This window comes from Streptococcus australis, from assembly GCF_019930045.1.
GTDB classification, from domain to species: Bacteria; Bacillota; Bacilli; order Lactobacillales; family Streptococcaceae; genus Streptococcus; species Streptococcus australis_D.
In genome coordinates this window covers 46971-62944 of record NZ_JAHZQQ010000002.1, presented here as the reverse complement: position 1 = coordinate 62944, position 15974 = coordinate 46971, and the positions used below count along the sequence as shown (strand labels likewise).

Sequence of the window (15974 nt, the reverse complement as noted above, 5' to 3'; positions counted from 1 at the left end):
TTAACTCCTAAATTGTTCAACAACTTCTTTTACTTCTCCTGTCTTAACAATGACAAGAGGAGCTATTTTCTCTAAACTGGCTTGAATCTGCGAGCCATATTGGCGATTTAATAAGCGTTGATCTAATAAAATGACCAGAGATTCTTGCTCGCTCGAACGACTCGAGCGTCCAAGAGCCTGCTTCAAGCGTAAGATAGCTAGTGGCAAACTATAATCATAGAAAGGATTTTTCCCTTCTAGACGCAAGGTTTCGTGCAGTTTTTGCACGAAGAAATCACTTGGATTATCAAAAGGAATGCGAGGAATGACTTGAATGATTTTTGCTTGCTGGGCAAAATCGACCCCTTCCCAAAAACTACCGGATCCTAAAAGGACGGAAGCTTCCCCTCTATCAAATCGGCGTTTAATAGTTGCTGCTTCACCATTCTTATACTGAGCCAGATGACCCACTGTCATCAGCTGAGAAGTTGCTAAAAGCAAGTCCTTGGAAGTGAACAATGCAAAGAGAGGCAAGCCAGTAGCTGCTAGATCATCCAAATAACTTGCTAAAGAGCCAGCTAATTCCTCTTGCGTCAAATTGGTCAAATCAGGAAATTCTCGATCGATGAAGATGGTTTGCCCTTGATGATAGGACAGTTCTTTCCCAATGAATTGGTAATTCTCAATTCCTAAAATCGAGGCTAGATTGACCTTTTTACTAATGGATAAGGTAGCTGAGACCAAGAGAAGTCTGGTAGTTGTTGGAATAAAGTCTTGAAGGGAAACCAAGCCCTCTCTTCCAGACTGCAAGCGAATTATCGGATGCTGATTCTCTTGCGTACGATCAATCCAAAAAATTTGAAAACGAGAATCAAAGACCGTTTTTAATGCAGCCAAGACTGGACTATCTAGTTCAGATAAATCCTGGCGAATTTTTTTCACCTGTTCCGGTGTTAGTTCGACCTTTCTGCTACCCGATTCAAGATGTTTGAGTAGAGCATTCAATTCAAATTGGAGACTTTCAAGGATCCGTCGTTTCAACAAGGATTTTTCTATTTCAATCTCCCGTTGCAGATCTAGCATGAAATCCGATAAGGATAAGGAAGCCCTTGAAAACTGCTCCAATGAAAAATATAGTTTTTGTGCTTCATCCACCACTAGAGTCCGATTTTCTACTAGAGAAGGATCATCCTCTAATCGAGTCAATAAATAGGCATGATTGGTGAGCAAGACCCGACTCATTTTGGCTTTTTCTTGACCGAGACGCCAAAAATCTTCTGTGTAAAATAAAGATTTTTTTGATAGCTTCCCATCATGACGGATTCGTTGAACAAAATTCCCGTAACGATGAAGCTGTCCCACTTCGTTTAGATCACCCGTCCTTGTTTGGGTCAACCAGACTAGCAATTGCATTTTGAACCGATTCCATAGACGATTTTCCTCTGGTTCATGCAAGATTCGAAAGAACTCATCTAGTTTTAAATAATTTTGAGGACTCTTTAGGCTATGAAAAGATGTCTGAAAAACGTCCTCAATCATCTTAGCCTCCTGCTGCATAATCTGGTCTTGTAAGACCTTGGTTGGAACACTGACGACAATCTGGTCCCTTGTATGCGATAGTAAGGAAAGAAGGTAGCCATAGGTTTTTCCAATCCCAGTAGGTCCCTCGACAAAGGTTGCTACTTCTCTCGAAGACTGAAGACTTTCTTCAATTGACTGGGCAAACTCTTGCTGCAAGGGACGGGGTTCCATACCCATTAACTGGATATTAATAGCAAACTGATCAGAAAAATTCTTGGCATCTCTTTTGATCAGAGGCTTACGAAGAAAAATCCCATGGTGAGATGTCAAGTCCTCTTTATGAAAAGCTCCCGTATCCTCGAACGCATCCTCTATCAAGAGTCTCGACTCGTAAATCAGATTATCAGAAAATGACAGCAAGGTTTCCACCAATTCTCTTGGTAAGGAAGCAATCGTTTCACGAAGCTTAAGAAATAGCTGGGCGGTTGCTTGCGCATCAGAAATAGCTGAGTGGGCATGGTCTAGAGGAATCGCCAATTCTTCACACAGGCTACTTAAATTATATCTTTCTAGGGTTGGAAAAAAGACTTGGGCCAATTCAACCGTATCGATCCGGGGGGTTATGAGCTCAAAACCTTCCCAAAACAATGATTCTGCCAAGAGATTGGCATCAAATTTGACATTATGAGCCACAAAGACAGCATCTTCAATCAGTTCGTATACTTGTCTGGCTACCTGTGAAAAGTCAGGGGCCTTCTTTAATTGCGAATTGGTAATCCCAGTCAGTTGACGAATATGTTCGTCTAGTTCCTCATGCGGATTGACATCAGTCTCATAGGTCTCTACAATCTGCCCATCTTGAATGATGACAATCCCGATTTGAATAATTTTTGCATTGCTGCTTGCACTGGTCGCTTCCAGGTCCACGACAGCATATTTTCTTTTAACATTCGTCGTCATAGCACTTAAAATTATATCACTTTCCGACTCGCTTTGCTTGGTATTTTATGACATTGAAAGGACCAAATCCAGCCAAGCGGCGATTCTTCGGTTTCTAGAGGCGTTTTAGTCAGCTATTTTACAATATTTTTGATAGACTAATAGAGAAAGGAGCTCTTATGAAAATCCACCGCATTGTCAATCCCATCGCTTATGAAAACACCTACTTGCTTGAAAACGAGGACTATCTTCTGGTCGTTGATCCCGGGAGTGCTTGGGAACAAATTCGCAGCCGCATCGATCAACTCGCAAAACCAATTGCTGCTATTCTCCTCACCCATACCCACTACGACCATATCATGAGTTTAGAGAAGGTGCGGGAAACTTATGGCCATCCACCTGTTTATGTAGATGCTCATGAAGCAGCCTGGCTTCAAAGTCCCGTAGACAATCTTTCCGGTTTAGACCGCCATTCTGATTTAATGGATGTGGTATGCCAGCCAGCCGAAGAGCATTTTGACTACCGAACAGATTATCAATTAAAAAACTTCCATTTTTATGTCCTTCACACACCAGGACATTCCATCGGAGGGGTCTCCTTGGTCTTTCCTGATGACCACCTTGTCTTGACAGGAGATGCCCTTTTCCGAGAAACTATTGGACGGACCGATTTGCCGACAGGAAGTGGTCCTCAACTCCTTGAAAGTATTGAGACACAATTACTCACTCTTCCATCCTCTTATGCAGTATATCCAGGACATGGGAATGATACCACTATCGGTCATGAAAAAATGTTTAATCCCTTCTTTCGAAATCGATAAAAAAGGAAGTTCATCTGAACTTCCTTTTTTGTATAATCTTAAATCTTCAAGAAACGTCTCATTGAAATAGATGAGCCAAGTGCTCCAATTAAAATACCGAGACCAAACAGTCCTCCGACCATAATCGGAACAAGAAGGTTTGGACTATATAAGAACAATTTCTGATCTTGTAGGGTATTGTACATGGACTTGTAGACAATATTATAGACATAATAAAGCAAGAGAGCTGGTGGAATTGCACCAATCAAGCCAATCCAGGCACCTTCCAGAAGGAATGGCGCACGAATATAGCCACTCTTAGCACCTACAAGACGCATAATCTTGATTTCTCGACTTCGTGAAATAATGGTAATCCGAATCGTATTAGAAATCAAGAAGACTGCGATAAAGATTAGTAAAGCGGCACCAATCAGGCCCCAAATACGGATGAAGTTCCCGAGAGCAAAGAGACGTTGAGTATCAACTCCCCCATCTTTTACTTCAGACACCCCTTCGATTTTCTTAGCGGCCTTGGAAACTTCTTTTACATACTTAGGAGCCGTTGTCTCTACAAAATAGGCATCATAGAGTGGATTGGCATCGCCGTCAAAAATTTTCCAGTTGTTACCGGCAGTCTTGATCAAGTTTTCATATTGTTCTTCCTTGCTGGAGAACTCAACTTTATCAACATTCTTCATGGCTGTCAACGCATTATAGACTTTCTTGTAGTCCTCATTATCAACCATCTGGCCTTCTTTTTCAATCTGCTGGCTTTGATCTTGGATATCCTTACGCATATAGACAACAATCCGTACACTATTTTGAATATCATCTGATAGCTTGATCGTATTCGCAATAACTGAGGCAAAAATCGCTACAAGTCCAAGTGTAATCATCACCGAACTAACCGCAGCAATGGTCATCCAGCCATTCCGTTTTAAACTTTTAAATGATTCAATGAGATGGCGGAAAAATCTTCTAATCATCGTATCCGTACTCTCCTTCCGCTTCATCCCGTACAACACGGCCATTTTCAATGGCGATAACACGGTGACGAAGTGTATTTACAATTTGGCTATTATGGGTCGCCATCAAAACAGTGGTACCTTGCAAATTAATTCGCTCTAAGAGGTTCATAATTTCCCAAGAGTTATCTGGGTCCAAGTTCCCTGTTGGTTCGTCCGCAATCAATACTTTAGGATTGTTGACGATGGCACGCGCGATAGCGATCCGTTGTTGTTCACCACCTGAAAGCTCATTTGGGAATGAACGAACCTTGTGTTTCAAACCAACAAGGTCTAAAACTTCCATTACGCGTTTTTTAATGTTGCGACGACGCTCTCCGATTACTTCCATTGCGTAGGCAATATTTTCATAAACGGTCTTTTTAGGAAGCAATTTGTAGTCTTGGAAGACTACCCCAACGTTCCGACGCAACATCGGAATATCACGTTTTTTGATTTTATCTAAATCAAAACCAGCAACTTTCAAGCCACCTTTATCATGCTTCACCTCACGGTAAAGCAAGCGAATAAAGGTTGATTTACCTGCACCAGAAGGTCCTACAATATAGGCAAATTCTCCTGGTTCAATATGAACGGTCACTCCTCGAAGAGCTGTCGTTCCGTTGTCATACTTTTTGACAACATCTTTCATTTCAATCATTGACATGTATTGAAAATTCCTTTCCACATTTTATATAGAAGGAGGACTTTAATTGAGACGCCATTTTAAATAGGCATCAATAAAGCCATCAATATCTCCGTCCATTACTTTATCAACTTGGGCCACTTCATAGCTTGTACGGTGATCCTTCACCATGGTATATGGTGTAAAGACGTAAGAGCGAATCTGACTTCCCCAGGTGATTTCTTTTTTATCACCTTTTAAGGAATCCACTTCAGCTGCCTTCTTTTCTTGCTCCAATTGATAAAGTTTCGCCTGCAACATTTTCATTGCACGGTCACGGTTTCCGTACTGAGTCCGGTCAACCGTCGAAGCAACCACAATCCCTGTTGGGATGTGAGTCAAACGAACACCTGTAGAAACCTTGTTGACATTTTGTCCACCAGCTCCACCCGAACGGAAGGTATCCATCTTGATATCATCATCTCGGACTTCCACTTCAATGGTATCATCCAATTCTGGCATGACTTCAACTGATGTGAAGGAAGTATGGCGACGTTTAGCTGAGTCGAATGGCGAGATCCGTACCAAACGGTGAACGCCCATTTCAGATTTCAACAAGCCATAGGCATGCGGTCCTTCGAAAGACAAGGTAACGGATTTAATCCCAGCCTCGTCTCCTGCCTGGTAGTCCAAGACTTCCACCTTGAAACCATGAGAATTTCCGAAGCGGGTATACATCCGAAGAAGCATATCTCCCCAGTCCTGAGCCTCAGTACCACCAGATCCCGGATGGATTTCCAAGATTGCATTATTATTATCATAGGGTTCTGATAAGAGAAGCGTCATCTCATAACTGGTCATCATCTTATCCAACTCTGTCAACTTCTCTTCTAGCTCTTCGTGAACGGATTCATCTTCTGAGAGAAACTCAAGAAGGATTTCGGATTCATCAAACAAGTCTGTCATTTGATGGAAATTCTCATAGGTTTGTTTCAACTCATTTAATTCCTGGGACGTTTTTTGCGCCGCAATATTATCATCCCAAAAATAAGGTTCTGTCATTTTGTTTTCCAAAATGGCAATTTCTTCTTCCAGACCCTCTAAGTCAAAGAGACCCCCTGAAAGAAGCTAATTTTTCACGATTCGCGTCAATTTTCTGACGGATTTCTGAAATATCCATAAGTACCTCTTTCTAAGTATCAGTCTATTATACCACAAACCCCGTCATTTGCACATAGTAAGAGATAGTAAGGATGGTTTACCCTACAAAAATCGCATAAAACCAGGTCGTTGTCACCTCCCTTGTTACATAATTGTTAGATTTGTTACATGTTGGTTACCTTTCTCTTTCTCATCAACTTATGATACACTAGTGATATGACACGTATTGGTTTTATGAGTGACCTGCACCTGGATTCCAATCAGTTTGGCGAGGCCGAACGCATGCAACTCCTGCAGGTCCTACAAGAAGAACAGATTAATCACCTTCATCTAGCTGGTGACATTTCCAATGACTTTAAACAGATAAGCCTTCCCTTCATTCGGGACATCCAAAGACAGCTTCCTGTCTCCTTTAACCTGGGCAATCACGATATGCTATTTCTTTCAGAAGAAGAAATCAAACAGTACGATTTTCAGGTCCAGACCTTTGGGGATAACCATTTAGTATCTCTTGCTGGATGGTACGATTATAGCTTTGTTCCTGAAAAGAGCAAGGAGGCCCATCTACGTACCAAGAATACTTTCTGGTTTGATCGAAGATTGGAACGTCCTTTAGATGATCCAAGGATCACTCAAGAAGTCCTCTTCCGATTAGATCAGCTCCTCGCTTCTTTAGATGGTAGAATCATCGTCGCTCTTCACTTTGTCCCCCACAAGGACTTCCTCGTTAGCCACACCTACTTTCAGAAATTTAATGCCTTCTTAGGTAGTCAAGCTTTTCACGATCTCTTTGTAAAGCACGAGGTAGCGGATGTCGTCTTCGGACACTTGCATCATCGCCATCCTTCGAGAGCCATCGATAACGTCCATTATCACATGCGGCCTCTTGGCTATATTCGAGAGTGGCAACTGACAGAAGACTTTTTCAAGGCCTATCCACAGTACAAGATCCCTGACATGTATCGTCTTCATAAACGCTACAACGCTGTGAAAGACTTACCTGAATTTCATCAATACAAAAGACAGCAGTTAGCAAGCGAATTTCGTCAGGCTTTAACCATCCTTGACTGCTAAAAAGAAAAAGATTTCGACCCCACAGGGAATCGAAATCTTTTTTTCGTTAAAATGGCTTAAGCTTCTGTTTCAAGGAGATTCTTTGCAACAAGCGCTGCCAAGACACCACCAACAATTGGAGCAAGGATAAAGATCCAAATTTGTTGGAGGGCTGCACCACCTACAAAGAGTGCAGGAGCCAAGCTACGAGCTGGGTTAACAGAAAGACCTGTAATGTTCAAACCAACAAGAATAATCAAGGTCAAGCTCAAACCGATGACAAGACCAGCAATCTTCCCGTTTCCTTTAGAAGCTGATGTCACTGTCATGATGACCAAGATAAAGATAAAGGACGCGATTACTTCAAACAAAAAACCGCCAAATGGAGTTACTCCTTTAGCCAAGGCATTTTCACCAAGACTAGCTGTTGACATCCCTGAATTAGACAAAAGGAAGAAGACAGAAGCAGTCGCAAGGAAAGCTCCTACTACTTGTGCTACAATGTAGTTAACCAAGTCTTTAGATGACAAGCGTTTGTTGACAAACATAGCAATCGAAACAGCAGGATTCAAGTGAGCACCAGAAACAGTCCCGATAGAGTATGCAGCTGCAACAATTGACAAACCAAATGCCAAGGCAATTCCTAAATGCCCAAGACCTTCAGTTCCATTTCCAAAAACAACAGCGCCGGTCCCGATAAAGACAAGCATAAATGTGCCGATTACTTCAGCAAAAAACTTTTTCATAATATAAGTTTCCTTTCTTCAAACTGTTGTCTAGTTTATCAAAAATCTAGTCTTGCCTCAAGAAATATGCCCAGACATTTCTGTACACAAAAAAGCCATCCGAAGATGACTTTTCATAATTGTTTAAATAGCGTTTTTATCTTTTCCAAGTGCTCGTTGGACTGCTTTAACAATCTCAACAAGGACTACAATCATAAGCGCTCCTACAGCGACCACCATCCATTGAGTCAAACTCAAATGTGACACGTGGAAGAGATTATTAAATCCAGGAACCAAAATTGTCACCACAAAGAGGACGAAGGCAACTGGGATAGACCAGTTAAATGTCTTGTTCGTAAAGAGTCCCACTTTAAAGATAGATTGGTAAACCGACTTAACGTTAAAGGCATGGAGCAATTGGATCAAACCGAGAGTTGCAAAAGCCATGGTAAGGGCATCCGCATGGATTTCAGTATGACTTTGGTGCTCTGGGAAGAGAAGAGCCCAACCATAAACACCTAAAACGAGCATGGTTTGGAAGATCCCTTGATAAATGATTGCTCCGAAGACACCACCATCAAAGAAGTTAGACTTACGCCCACGAGGTTTGTGAGTCATGACGCCTGGCTCAGCTGGTTCCACACCAAGGGCGATGGCTGGGAGCGTATCTGTTACCAGGTTAATCCATAGCAAATGCACTGGTTGAAGCACATCCCAACCCAACAAGGTTGCAAAGAAGATGGTGAAAACTTCAGCCATATTAGCAGACAAGAGGTATTGGATGGATTTTTGGATATTCGAGAAGACCTTACGTCCTTCTTCTACCGCTACGATAATGGTTGCAAAGTTATCATCAGCAAGGACCATATCAGAAGCTCCCTTAGAAACTTCTGTACCTGTAATCCCCATACCGATACCAATGTCAGCTGTCTTAAGTGAAGGCGCATCGTTGACCCCATCACCCGTCATAGCGACAACCTTACCTTCATTTTGCCATGCTTTCACGATACGAACCTTGTGCTCAGGTGATACACGAGCATAAACAGAGTATTGCTTGAAGACTTTTTGGAATTCTTCATCAGTGAGTTCATTCAACTCAGCACCCGTGAAGACATGGTCTTCTGTATCATTTGGATCGATGATTCCCAAACGTTTGGCAATGGCTTCAGCTGTATCTTGGTGGTCACCTGTGATCATGATCGGACGGATACCTGCTTCCTTAGCGACACGAACAGCTTCTGCTGCTTCTGGACGCTCAGGGTCAATCATGCCGACCAAACCAGAGAAGATGAGGTCAGACTCAACGATTTCAGATTCCAAGGTTGGGATTTCCTTGCTTGTCTTATAAGCCATCATCAAGACACGAAGGGCTTGTTTGGCCAAGTCTTTATTGGTTGCAAGAATAGCTTTCTTGTCTTCTTCTGTGATTGGGCGAACTTCCCCATTGACTTCAATACGCGTCACACGCTTGAGCAATTGGTCAGGCGCACCCTTGACAGCGATAAAGTAAGAACCGTCTGCTTCCTTATGAATGGTAGACATGAGTTTACGGTCTGAGTCAAATGGCAATTCAGCTACACGTGGCTCATCCTTCAAGACTTCACGAACATCAAAGTTGTGGTCCAAACCAAACTGTACAAGAGCTGTCTCCGTTGGATCCCCAATCAGCTTTCCAGATGGATCCACCTTGGTATCGTTGGCAAAGTTCATGATACGTAGCGTATTGTTGTTAGCCGCAATTTCTGTTGCAGAGCTTTGCAATTGACCGTTGGTATAAACTTTTTCAACCGTCATTTGGTTCATGGTCAAAGTACCTGTTTTATCAGATGCGATGATTTCTGTTGAACCAAGAGTTTCAACCGCTGGTAATTTACGAACAATCGAATTACGTTTGGCAAGGGTTGTTGTTCCCAAAGATAGAACGATGGTTACAATGGCAGGGAGACCTTCTGGAATCGCAGCAACCGCAAGAGCAACCGCAACCATCAAGCCTTCTAATGGATGTTCACCACGAACGAATACACCAACCAAGAAAGTAATAACGGCAATCACAATAATCAAGTAAGTCAAGGCCTTAGATAATTGTTCCAAGCTTTGCTTCAATGGTGTTTCAGTTTCGTCTGCATTGGCTAACATATCCGCAATCTTACCAACTTCTGTATACATACCAGTGTTGGTCACGACCCCAATACCACGACCGTAAGTTACGTTTGAGTTTTGGTAACCCATGTTAACACGATCCCCGATACCAGCATCTGCTTCAACAAGTCCTGTCACATCTTTTTCAACTGGGACAGATTCCCCTGTAAGAGCTGCTTCTTCGATTTTAAGGGAAGCTGCTTCAAACAAGCGCATATCAGCAGGCACAACATCCCCTGCTTCTAGCAAGACGATGTCCCCAGGCACCAATTCTTTTGAGTCAATCTCAATGACATGACCATCACGACGAACACGGGCCATCGGGCTAGACATATTTTTAAGCGCTTCAATAGCTGCTTCAGCTTGACCTTCTTGGTAAACCCCAAAGGCTGCATTCAAGACAACTACGGCCAAGATAATAAGAGCATCTGTTAAACCATCCATTCCTTCTGTAATGACAGAAAGTGCCGCAGCCGCAAGCAAGATAATAATCATCAAATCCTTAAATTGATCAAGGAATTTAGCTAGTAGGCTACGTTTTTCGCCCTCTTCCAACTCATTACGACCATAAGTCGCTAGGCGTTCTTGAGCTTGAGCAGTTGACAAACCTTCGATAGATGAGTCCAAATTCTTTAGGACTTCTTCTGAGGTCTGTGTATAAAACAAGTCTTTATTTTGTTCTTTTGACAAAATAGTCTCCTCCTTCTTGGCCTCTTTTTACAAAAAAAGAGACCTGTTTTTTAAAAAAACAAGTCTCGCTGTTTAATATAGTGCCGGAAATAATTCGGAATGACGACACTATCGCGGGAAATCCGCCAGCTACTCCCTTGAGTGGTTTCATTATACCACACCTTGTAGAAAAATCAAGAAAAACTACTGATAAACTAGTCTCCCCATGTCAATTCTAAGCGATAGGTTGCGAATTGTTGACTTCCATCTGCCGTTAACAACTGATAGGACAAACCAAGCTTATTTTGCTCCAATCTATATTCCTGAGTATCAATCACAAACTGCTGCATGCCTAGGGGAGTTGGAATGAGCGCATGACCTTTCTCTGAAACTATAAATTTCATGATGGATTTTGGCGTTGAAAAGCGAGTCATAGTCAATTCTTGATCATGAAATTTCAAAGCGACTTTTTCCCCTTCTTCGTTGGTGTAAAGCAGATAGTGATAGCCGCCTTTTTCCTTCCATTCCCCTTCGTAATATTGGTCCATCACTTCCAGTTGATCATCAAATTGAATCTGATTTTGTATTCTAATCTTCAAAAGTTCCCATCCTTTCCCTCTTTCCTTTATTTTACCAAAAACTTCTTTCTTTTTGCTATTGCAACCATCTCTCGATACCAATTTAGGCCGTTTTCTGCTATAATAGAGGCATGAATGAAAAAGTATTTCGGGATCCTGTGCACAACTATATTCACGTGGATCACCCAGTCATTTACAAGCTCATTAATACAAAAGAATTTCAACGACTACGTCGCATCAAACAGTTAGGAACCTCTGGGTTTACCTTTCATGGGGGCGAGCATAGTCGTTTTTCGCACTGTCTAGGAGCCTATGAAATTGCTCGGCGCATCCTATCAATCTTTGATGAGAAATACACCGACCAATGGGACTCAAGCGAATCCCTTCTCACCATGGTTGCCGCCTTGCTCCATGATATCGGACACGGCGCTTATTCGCATACCTTTGAAGGGCTATTTGATACTGATCATGAAAAAATGACCCAGGAAATTATTACCTGTCCTGAAACAGAAATCTACCAGATATTAATTCAAGTAGCACCAGACTTCCCTCAAAAGGTAGCTAGTGTTATCGACCACACCTACCCTAATAAACAAGTGGTGCAGTTAATCTCTAGTCAGATTGATGTCGATCGCATGGATTACCTTCTAAGAGACGCCTACTTCACTGGGGCTTCTTACGGTAATTTTGATTTAACTCGTATCCTGCGTGTCATTCGCCCAGTAGAAAACGGAATTGCTTTTCAGGTCAATGGGATGCATGCGGTTGAAGATTATGTTGTTTCTCGCTACCAAATGTATATGCAGGTCTACTTTCATCCAGCTACCAGAGCAATGGAAGTCCTATTGCAGAACCTGCTCAAGCGGGCACGTCATCTCTACCTTGCGCATAAAGAGTTCTTTCAAGTGACTTCTCCTCGACTGATTCCTTTTTTTGAGCACCAAGTTAGCCTGGCCGATTACTTGGCTTTGGACGACGGCGTTATGAATACCTACTTTCAATCTTGGATGGAGAGTCCTGATTCTGTTCTCTCTGATTTGGCCCAGCGTTTTATCAATCGCAAGGTTTTCAAATCCATTCTCTTTCAAGATAAGGATGAAAAACAATTAGCTGCTCTCAAACAACTGATTCAAGAGGTTGGTTTTGATCCGATCTATTATACAGCTATCCATCGAAACTTTGACCTTCCTTACGACGTTTACCGACCAGATTCAGAAAAACCTCGTACTCAAATTGAGATCATCCAAAAGGATGGTAAATTAGCTGAGCTATCCTTACTCTCTCCTATCGTTGCTTCCTTAGCCGGTAGCAGACAAGGTGATAACCGCTTCTATTTCCCAAAAGAAATGTTGCTTGAAAATAGCTTGTTTACACCTCAACTACAATTATTCCAGTCCTATATTGTTAACGATACCTTCACAGGAGAAAAAGATGAACATTAAACTTGTTGCCCTTGATATCGATGGGACCCTTTTAACATCTGACGGCCAAGTAACCCCCGAAGTTTTCCAAGCCATCCAAGATGCCAAAGCTCAAGGGGTCCATGTTGTCTTAGCAACTGGTCGTCCTCGTTCTGGTGTCCTTCAATTGTTAGAAGAACTTCATTTGGATCAGCCGGGTGATCTCGTCATCACCTTCAATGGAGGGCTCATTCAAGACGCCCACACTGGTGATACTCTCTATGAAGAACACCTCTCCTACAATGACTATTTAGATATTGAAGCACTAGCTCGCAAATTAGCTGTTCCTATGCACGCTAGTACCAAGTCTGGCATTTATACAGCTAATCGTAACATTGGTACCTATACCGTCCATGAAGCCAAATTGGTCCACTCTGATCTTTTCTACCGGACTCCAGAAGAAATGAAGCAGCATACGGTTCTCAAGTGTATGTATGTCGACGAACCGGAAGTCTTAGAAGGAATCATCTCCTCTATTCCAGATAGTTTTTACGACCGTTTTACGATTGTGCGTTCCGCACCTTTTTACCTTGAAATCTTGCCTAAAACAGTTGATAAAGGCCGGGCGCTCTTACACTTAGCGTCTAAGTTACACTTAAGTCCAGACCAAGTGATGGCGGTCGGCGATCAAGAAAACGACCAGGCCATGCTAGAAGTTGCTGGCTTCCCAGTCGCGATGGACAACGCTAGTCCTGAATTAAAAAAGATTGCGAAAGTTGTTACGCGATCCAACGATGAGTCGGGTGTTGCTTACGCCCTTAGAAAGTGGGTACTCCATTAATGTATACATACAAAATCGGCATTACTGCCGAAGAACATGATGAATTCGTTAAAACTAGCCCCCAAACCAATTTGCTTCAGAGCTCCGATTGGGCAAAGATCAAAGACAACTGGGGCAATGAGCGCCTTGGCGTTTACCAAGATCACAAACTAGTCGCTGTCGCAAGTATTTTAATCCAGCCACTTCCACTTGGTTTTACCATGCTCTATATCCCACGTGGACCTATTATGGATTACAAAAACAGTGAATTAGTAGCCTTCATGCTCCAATCCATCAAAACATATGCTAAAAGCAAGCGTGCTGTCTTCGCCAAGTTTGATCCCTCTCTTTTCCTAAGAAAAGGATTAATCGGCCAAGAAACAAGTGATCAAGAGGCTACTTTGGCGATTATCCAATCCTTAAAAGAATGTGGAGTGGAATGGGTTGGACGGACAGAAGACATGGGAGAAACCATTCAACCACGTTTCCAGGCCAATATCTATAAGGAATACTTCACTGAGGACCAACTGTCCAAATCCACCAAGCAAGCCATTCGGACTGCTCGAAATAAAGGAGTTGAAGTCATCTTTGGAGGCACTGAACTCTTAGACGAATTTGCAGCTCTGATGAAAAAGACAGAAGCACGAAAAGGCATCCATCTTCGTGGAAAGGACTATTATGAGAAACTGCTAACAACCTATGCAGGACAATCTTACATCACTCTATCAAGAATTAACTTGGCTCAACGCCTTGCTTCACTCAAAGAGCAACTTGAAAAAAATCAAGCAGAAGCTAGTCGTTTTAACGAAAAAACAAAACCAGGCAAGATTGACAACAACCGTCAAGAAAAAGAACGTTTGGAAGAAGAAATCCAATTTCTCCATCAAGAGCTAAAAGGCGGCCAAGAAATCGTTTCTCTTTCTGGAACCTTGACTCTTGAATTTGGAGGCACTTCAGAGAATGTCTATGCAGGGATGGATGAGAACTTCCGCCGTTATCAACCAGCCATTTTGACCTGGTATGAAACAGCCCAGCATGCCTTTGACCGTGGAGCTGATTGGCAAAATATGGGAGGAGTTGAGAACCATTTAGATGGAGGACTCTACCACTTCAAGTCAAAATTTAATCCAATGATTGAAGAATTTGTTGGCGAATTCAACCTCCCAACAAGTATTCTTTATCCCCTTGTTAACAAGGCCTATCAATTACGAAAAAAACTAAGAAATAAACAGTAAGGTGACCTATGACATTCAATATTATTAGTAGGGAAGAATTTTACCAACACTCTCTCACTACTTCCAATCACTCTTTTTTACAGAGTATTGAAATGGCTGATTTGCTTCAAAAAAGAGGCGCAACTATTCAATATATTGGATGGGAAGAGCAAGGAACATTAGCTATCTCTGCCATTTTATATAGTCTACCCATGACGGGAGGCTTGCATTACGAAATCAATAGTGGACCAATCGTGACGGATGCTCGCTACCTACCAGATTTTTATAAAGCATTACAGGATTATGTAAAAGAAAATGGTGGTATCGAATTTCTTTTAAAACCCTATGACCACTATCAAGTTTTCGATAGCAATGGAAACCCGACCGAAGAAGAGCAAAAACAACTTCTCCATTCATTACTGGATCTTGGCTATCAATTTGATGGCTTACAAGTAGGCTATCCGGGAGGAGAACCTGTTTGGCATTATCTGAAGGACCTAACTGATTATGATGCGAAATCTCTCCTAAAATCCTTCAATAAGAACTGTAGCCGGAATATCACGACTGCCCTCAACTATGATATTTCCATTCGAAATATTAGGAGAGAGGAAATCCCTCAGTTTAAACAAATTATTGAGGAAACTGGAAAACGTCAAGGCTTTGAAGACAAGAGCCTGGACTACTACTACGATCTCTATGATACCTTTGGAGACAAGGCAGAATTTCTCATTGCTGAAATCAATACAGCAGATGCACTCGCTTACTTAGACCAGAAGATTTCCTTGCTCAATCCTTCATCCAAACAATATGAGCAACAATTGCAAAAATTAGAGAAACAAAAGACAATTGTCCGGGAGACCTTGGCGGACGAAACAGCTGAAACAGTGCCCTTGGCCTGTGCCCTAATCATCTATAATCCATCAGAAGTGACCTATTTGTTTGGTGGTTCGTATACCAAATATCAGAAATTCTCTGCAGCCTTCTTGATTCAATACCATGCCATGAAGCGTGCACTAGAAAAAGGAATCACCTTATACAATTTCCTTGGTATTCAAGGGATCTTCGACGGTTCAGACGGCGTTCTTCGTTTCAAACAGAACTTCAATGGCTACATCGTCCGTAAGATGGGAACCTTCCGTTATTACCCAAATCCTCTGAAATTCAAAGCCTTGTCCTTGATCAAACGAATCTTAGGACGCTCATAAAAAAACAAAACCAGCCTTCTAGCTGGTTTTTTTAAGACAAGAAAAGAGACTGGGACAAAAGTCCTAGCCTCTCAATTGTTTTTGGATTGTCGAGCAAGACGCAGTGGTTGAGTGGGCTCTACTACGCTGATTTCATCAGCTT

The 15974-nt window shown here is 42.1% G+C and carries 13 protein-coding genes; 6 read left to right on the top strand and 7 right to left on the bottom strand.

Features of this window, described 5'->3' with window-relative positions; translation table 11 throughout:
* The gene (locus tag K1J10_RS01040) at window positions 1–2460 is read right to left on the bottom strand and encodes a bifunctional DnaQ family exonuclease/ATP-dependent helicase (protein WP_061564174.1); all 2460 of its coding nucleotides are present in this window, start codon (window positions 2458–2460) and stop codon (window positions 1–3) included.
* Window positions 2461–2618: 158 nt separating this feature from the next.
* On the opposite strand from K1J10_RS01040, the gene K1J10_RS01035 reads away from it, so the two are divergent.
* Entirely contained in the window at window positions 2619–3260 is a 642-nt protein-coding gene (locus K1J10_RS01035) for an MBL fold metallo-hydrolase (protein ID WP_061564175.1), read from the top strand.
* Window positions 3261–3298: 38 nt separating this feature from the next.
* On the opposite strand, the gene ftsX is transcribed toward K1J10_RS01035, so the two are convergent.
* From ftsX to prfB, 3 genes are all read right to left on the bottom strand, one after another.
* Complete coding sequence (gene ftsX, locus K1J10_RS01030) at window positions 3299–4225, bottom strand: permease-like cell division protein FtsX (RefSeq protein WP_048714915.1); 927 nt, start codon at window positions 4223–4225, stop codon at window positions 3299–3301.
* Entirely contained in the window at window positions 4218–4910 is a 693-nt protein-coding gene (ftsE, locus tag K1J10_RS01025; protein ID WP_061564176.1) for a cell division ATP-binding protein FtsE, read from the bottom strand. The genes ftsX and ftsE overlap by 8 nt, the downstream gene beginning before the upstream one ends.
* A gap of 42 nt (window positions 4911–4952) precedes the next feature.
* Window positions 4953–6048 (bottom strand): peptide chain release factor 2 gene (gene prfB / locus K1J10_RS01020; protein WP_125329848.1). Its coding sequence is split into 2 segments (ribosomal slippage): window positions 4953–5975 and window positions 5977–6048, totalling 1095 coding nucleotides; the frame shifts between segments, so codons are not numbered across the junction.
* 197 nt (window positions 6049–6245) lie between these two features.
* On the opposite strand from prfB, the gene K1J10_RS01015 reads away from it, so the two are divergent.
* Window positions 6246–7103, top strand: coding sequence for a metallophosphoesterase (locus K1J10_RS01015; protein WP_061564178.1), 858 nt, complete (start codon window positions 6246–6248; stop codon window positions 7101–7103).
* 56 nt (window positions 7104–7159) lie between these two features.
* Here the strand turns inward: K1J10_RS01015 and K1J10_RS01010 are convergent, their stop codons facing one another.
* The 3 genes from K1J10_RS01010 to K1J10_RS01000 all read right to left on the bottom strand — a co-directional run bounded on the left by K1J10_RS01010 (window position 7160) and on the right by K1J10_RS01000 (window position 11214).
* Window positions 7160–7828 (bottom strand): MIP/aquaporin family protein, encoded by a 669-nt coding sequence (locus K1J10_RS01010; RefSeq protein ID WP_006595935.1) that lies wholly within the window; start codon window positions 7826–7828, stop codon window positions 7160–7162.
* A gap of 123 nt (window positions 7829–7951) precedes the next feature.
* The gene (locus K1J10_RS01005) at window positions 7952–10636 is read right to left on the bottom strand and encodes a cation-translocating P-type ATPase (RefSeq protein ID WP_223355589.1); all 2685 of its coding nucleotides are present in this window, start codon (window positions 10634–10636) and stop codon (window positions 7952–7954) included.
* Window positions 10637–10830: 194 nt separating this feature from the next.
* Window positions 10831–11214 (bottom strand): DUF1934 domain-containing protein, encoded by a 384-nt coding sequence (locus tag K1J10_RS01000; RefSeq protein ID WP_061564180.1) that lies wholly within the window; start codon window positions 11212–11214, stop codon window positions 10831–10833.
* 110 nt (window positions 11215–11324) lie between these two features.
* Between K1J10_RS01000 and K1J10_RS00995 the strand changes: the two genes are divergently transcribed.
* The 4 genes from K1J10_RS00995 to K1J10_RS00980 are packed head-to-tail and all read left to right on the top strand — an operon-like array spanning window position 11325 to window position 15832.
* The gene (locus K1J10_RS00995) at window positions 11325–12635 is read left to right on the top strand and encodes an HD domain-containing protein (protein WP_061564181.1); all 1311 of its coding nucleotides are present in this window, start codon (window positions 11325–11327) and stop codon (window positions 12633–12635) included.
* Window positions 12625–13434, top strand: coding sequence for a sugar-phosphatase (yidA, locus tag K1J10_RS00990; RefSeq protein WP_061564182.1), 810 nt, complete (start codon window positions 12625–12627; stop codon window positions 13432–13434). The genes K1J10_RS00995 and yidA overlap by 11 nt, the downstream gene beginning before the upstream one ends.
* Complete coding sequence (locus K1J10_RS00985; RefSeq protein ID WP_223355588.1) at window positions 13434–14648, top strand: aminoacyltransferase; 1215 nt, start codon at window positions 13434–13436, stop codon at window positions 14646–14648. The genes yidA and K1J10_RS00985 overlap by 1 nt, the downstream gene beginning before the upstream one ends.
* A gap of 8 nt (window positions 14649–14656) precedes the next feature.
* Entirely contained in the window at window positions 14657–15832 is a 1176-nt protein-coding gene (locus K1J10_RS00980) for an aminoacyltransferase (protein ID WP_223355587.1), read from the top strand.
* Window positions 15833–15974: the final 142 nt, after the last annotated feature.

Excerpts from the sequence above, each read along its gene's own strand:
- K1J10_RS01035 (WP_061564175.1), top strand. The coding sequence starts at position 2,619 with ATGAAAATCCACCGCATTGTCAATCCCATCGCTTATGAAAACACCTAC.
- K1J10_RS01010 (WP_006595935.1), bottom strand. The coding sequence starts at position 7,828 with ATGAAAAAGTTTTTTGCTGAAGTAATCGGCACATTTATGCTTGTCTTT.
- yidA (WP_061564182.1), top strand. The coding sequence starts at position 12,625 with ATGAACATTAAACTTGTTGCCCTTGATATCGATGGGACCCTTTTAACA.
- K1J10_RS01015 (WP_061564178.1), top strand. The coding sequence starts at position 6,246 with ATGACACGTATTGGTTTTATGAGTGACCTGCACCTGGATTCCAATCAG.
- K1J10_RS00980 (WP_223355587.1), top strand. The coding sequence starts at position 14,657 with ATGACATTCAATATTATTAGTAGGGAAGAATTTTACCAACACTCTCTC.
- K1J10_RS01040 (WP_061564174.1), bottom strand. The coding sequence starts at position 2,460 with ATGACGACGAATGTTAAAAGAAAATATGCTGTCGTGGACCTGGAAGCG.
- ftsX (WP_048714915.1), bottom strand. The coding sequence starts at position 4,225 with ATGATTAGAAGATTTTTCCGCCATCTCATTGAATCATTTAAAAGTTTA.
- K1J10_RS00995 (WP_061564181.1), top strand. The coding sequence starts at position 11,325 with ATGAATGAAAAAGTATTTCGGGATCCTGTGCACAACTATATTCACGTG.
- K1J10_RS00985 (WP_223355588.1), top strand. The coding sequence starts at position 13,434 with ATGTATACATACAAAATCGGCATTACTGCCGAAGAACATGATGAATTC.
- ftsE (WP_061564176.1), bottom strand. The coding sequence starts at position 4,910 with ATGTCAATGATTGAAATGAAAGATGTTGTCAAAAAGTATGACAACGGA.